At 51.6% G+C, this 2,537-nt stretch carries 4 protein-coding genes and 1 pseudogene; 3 read left to right on the top strand and 2 right to left on the bottom strand.

Going from position 1 to position 2,537, the window contains the following annotated elements:
• Positions 1-241: pseudogene (locus tag RTK32_RS21035) on the top strand (DUF1264 domain-containing protein); the annotation flags it as partial.
• 49 nt (positions 242-290) lie between these two features.
• Here RTK32_RS21035 and RTK32_RS21040 read toward each other — a convergent pair.
• Positions 291-1,259, bottom strand: coding sequence for a UV damage endonuclease UvsE (locus RTK32_RS21040; RefSeq protein WP_312047331.1), 969 nt, complete (start codon positions 1,257-1,259; stop codon positions 291-293).
• 111 nt (positions 1,260-1,370) lie between these two features.
• Between RTK32_RS21040 and RTK32_RS21045 the strand changes: the two genes are divergently transcribed.
• Positions 1,371-1,712: a hypothetical protein gene (locus RTK32_RS21045; RefSeq protein WP_312047333.1), complete on the top strand. Its 342-nt coding sequence runs from the start codon at positions 1,371-1,373 to the stop codon at positions 1,710-1,712.
• Here the strand turns inward: RTK32_RS21045 and RTK32_RS21050 are convergent.
• Positions 1,709-1,936 (bottom strand): hypothetical protein, encoded by a 228-nt coding sequence (locus RTK32_RS21050; RefSeq protein WP_312047334.1) that lies wholly within the window; start codon positions 1,934-1,936, stop codon positions 1,709-1,711. The two genes, RTK32_RS21045 and RTK32_RS21050, sit on opposite strands and share 4 nt — an antisense overlap.
• Positions 1,937-1,989: 53 nt before the next feature.
• Here RTK32_RS21050 and RTK32_RS21055 point away from each other — a divergent pair.
• Positions 1,990-2,537: LacI family DNA-binding transcriptional regulator (locus RTK32_RS21055; RefSeq protein ID WP_312047336.1), on the top strand; the 548-nt coding region annotated here is incomplete at its 3' end.

Below are 2,537 nucleotides of genomic sequence, written 5' to 3' on the forward strand. Positions count from 1 at the left end.
TACCGCCGACGGCCAGATGGATCCCCGTTTGCTGATTGACCGTGATAAAAGATTCGATGTGGACACGAAGAAAATTCGGGCATCGCGCAAGGACATCGTTGCGCATCCTGCCGCGGCAGGCGCCAACGCCTGGGAGCATGGCGATACGGTGCAGCTGAAAAGCGTCAAAGGCGGCGGCGATATTGCCCATGGCGAAACCCACTTTACCACTTCAGAGCAGACCCGCAGCGGCAAGCTGTAAACAAAGTGGCGGTCGGAACATGCGCTCTGCTGCGCATGTTCCGGCTGTGCTAATCCTGTTTTTTTCCCTGCAAAGCAGCCCCGTAAAGCCGGTCCCGAGCCAGATTTTTCATTTTAACTTCGCACATGATATCGAAATCACTGAACGATAAAGCCCAGTCATTTAGCGTATCGTTAAAATAGTAATCGGAATGCGCCCGCAATTTATTTTTTGCCACGCCTAACTCTTCCTGATTTGGAAATCCGTGCGCCGGTATAATGCCTTCCTTTGAAATGGAATAGTGCAGCACCGGCCTGACGCCGCGCCAGGACGCTTTAATCTCCGCGAGACGTGAATCGTCTGGCTGGATAAATTCGTTTTCTTTTACCCAATGATGATGAATATCCAGCACGATGGGACAAAGTTCTTTCGCCTGCAACACATCATCCAGCGAGCAGGAAATTTCATCGTTTTCTACCGTCAGCATATTTTTTGCTTCCGGGCTAAGGCGATCAAAAGCGCGTTGAAACCCTTCAAAGCCTCCCTTGCCGTTCATGTGGATATTAATTTTAAAATCCTGGAAGGTTTTGCCATACCCTATTAGCTTCGCACAGAGCGTATGGTATTCCACGTCTTCAATCGCTCGTTCCACCACCAGAGGATTATCTGATGCCAGCACGGAATACTGACCCGGATGAAAAGAGAGCCGAATGTGATGTTGGCGGGCGAAATCACCGCATTTCGCCAGGCCTGAATGCAGCTCCGGCAAATAGTCCTGATACAGCTCGTTCGCTTCCGGGACCGTAAATAAAGGCAACAAGTCACTGCCGAGGCGCATCATGCGCAGTGCTTCCGGCTCTTTCGCCAGCGCTTCCAGGGTCAGGTAAAGGTTAGTGATATTATGCTGCGAGATCTCGCTAATCAATGCCAGTTGGGCTGCTTTATCCAGGCTTAAGAACCGCGTACGCGTGGTAGCTCTTAGTGGAAAAGGCTGTTTTTCCTCAGCATTAAAATATTTACAAGCAAAGCCCAGTTTCATGATCGCTCCAGTTGAGGCACCAGAACTGAGTGTAACAACTCGCAGAGAATTGTGTGGGGGAAGCCCGTCAGCCGCGTAATTTTCCAACAATGCGCGGAAAAAAGGGTCTCTATGGGGCTTAAGGCTCTGGCATCAGCCGGGACAGCAGGGAGAAAACAGCGACGCTGCGTTACCGCTATGCTTAAGGCACCTTCGGCCGGGAAAAAAGGGGAAAGCAGCGACGATAATAAATTATCGTCACGCTTAAGCCGATACTATCAGGCCGGAAAAATAAGGAAAAGGCGGCGCCCAGCGGCCACCACTGAGGTGAGCAACTCTCTTCGTTTCATTTTTCCCCTGCAAAAATTATTCACACTGCAAAAATTTCAGATTTTTTTTGATAATTTCTTAAAGGATTATCAGATTGATTACTTTTTTATTTACATACGCCATGTTGATTTAATAAAAAATTAACATCGGCGGCAGGATAGATTTTTGCTGCCCGAGGGAAAAGTGATGTATTGATGGTTTTCCATCATTTTTAGACAGGCGTCTTTTTTTCCATCGAAGTGGCCATTTTTTTTCCTGAGCGTTGCCAGAAACCGCTTCTCGCCTGCCTTCATGCGGCTGCAATAACGGTAATAAGGGGGAAAACCTGCCGACTTTTTCCGGCTTGCCAGACTCACCGGGCTGCGCATACTATGCCGCCCTCCGCAAAGTGCGGATAACGTGACCGCTGATGGAAACAACGATGAAAAAGTTAACTTTGCAAAGGTTGGCCGAGCTGGCCGGGGTCGGGGTCGCGACCGTAGATCGGGTGGTGAACGATCGCGGCGGCGTGTCGCCCACCACCACGCGCAAGGTGCTTCAGGCCGCACGTGAAGCGGGCATGACGCGTCCGCTGCCTGAGGCCTACCGGCCGCCCTGGCAGATCGAGCTTTACCTCAGCGGTAATGCCTCCTTTTTCTTTCGTACCCTTGCGAGCGATTTCGCGGCGGTCGCTAACCAGCTGGGCTATCAGCGCCTGACGCTGCATAAAACCTTTATTGCGGAGTCGCAGCCGGAAAAACTCGCCCAGCGCATAATGGCCGCCTGCAACAGGCGGGACGGTATCATCGTGTTCGGGCACGATTACCCGGCCATTCATGAAGCCTTGACCTTTTGCCAGGCGCAGGGTGTGCCGGTGATTACGCTGGCGACTGACATACCCCAGGCGCAGCGGCTGTGCCACGTAGGAATCGATCAATATCAGGCAGGCAAAACGGCGGGACTGCTCATGAGCAAGTCACTGCAGGGTGA

Source organism: Erwinia sp. (assembly GCF_031978025.1).
GTDB lineage: Bacteria > Pseudomonadota > Gammaproteobacteria > Enterobacterales > Enterobacteriaceae > Erwinia.